The organism is Microbacterium sp. BF1, from assembly GCF_019279095.1.
GTDB classification, from domain to species: Bacteria; Actinomycetota; Actinomycetes; order Actinomycetales; family Microbacteriaceae; genus Microbacterium; species Microbacterium maritypicum.
In genome coordinates this window covers 1-1,004 of the sequence record NZ_JAGYWT010000691.1, presented here as the reverse complement: position 1 = coordinate 1,004, position 1,004 = coordinate 1, and the positions used below count along the sequence as shown (strand labels likewise).

Here is a 1,004-nt window from a genome sequence, read left to right as displayed (position 1 = left end):
ATCGCGATCCGCACGCCCGACTCCCGGGCGGCGATCAGCAGTGCGCGGAGGTCTTCGACGTCGGCGGGCGTCGCGACCGCCTCCGGACGCTGCTCGACAACGAGGTTCCACGGCCGTCGAGCCTCTTCGTAGCCGGCGTCATCGGGAAGGAGGAGGGTGCCGGTGAATCGTTCCTGGAGCGCGATGATCGCGGGGGGCGTGGGCATGACGCCACCGTACGACATCCCTCGGACATCGTCGATGGCGTCATGCGCGACTCACTCGCCTGCGAGACCGCCCAGCAGATGACCGAAAGAGCGTCCCTCGCCCAGGTACGTCGCGGGATCGTACGGATCGACGACAGCCGAAGCCTCACGACGCACGATCGCCTCCGCGAGCTCTCTGGCACCCTTCTCAACGCGCTTCGCCAGCGGGGCGACGTCGTCACCGGCGCCACCCCAGTCGCTCGACGCCGCGAACACGCCGGTCGACACGGCCTCCGCGTGAAGATAGGCGAAGAGCGGTCGGATCGCGTAGTCGATCGCCAACGAGTGCCGCGCGGTGCCGGCGTTCGCACCGATCAGCACGGGTGTGCCGGTGAGAGCATCGGGGTCGAGCACATCGATGAACGACTTGAACAGACCCGAGTAGCTCGTCGAGAAGATCGGCGTCACCGCGATCAGAGCGTCGGCGGAGACCACCGTGTTGATCGCCGTCTCCAGCGCCGGGGGCGCGAACCCCGTGAGCATGTTGTTCGTGATGTCGTGCGCGTAGTCGCGCAACTCGATCACGTCAACGCTCGCGTCGACGTCGTGCCCGGCGAGCGCCTTCACGGTCTCCGCCGCGAGTCGATCAGCGAGCATCCGCGTGGAGGACGGGTTCGATAGGCCGGCCGAGATGACCGCGATGCGACGCGTGGTCATCTCACGCCTCCTTCCGGGCGAGCCCGAACGCCGCACCGGCGGGGGCCGGGCTGTCCTGGTAGGGCGAGTCGCCGGTCAGGTTGTCGCCGCGGTTCGCACCGG

General features: G+C 68.5%; 1 protein-coding gene and 1 pseudogene. Both read right to left on the bottom strand.

The features are described 5' to 3' along the window. Positions 1-206: pseudogene (locus KZA10_RS16080) on the bottom strand (FAD-linked oxidase); the annotation flags it as partial. Between the two features lie 51 nt (positions 207-257). Next, complete coding sequence (locus tag KZA10_RS16075; protein ID WP_151486242.1) at positions 258-902, bottom strand: FMN reductase; 645 nt, start codon at positions 900-902, stop codon at positions 258-260. Between the last annotated feature and the right edge of the window lie 102 nt (positions 903-1,004).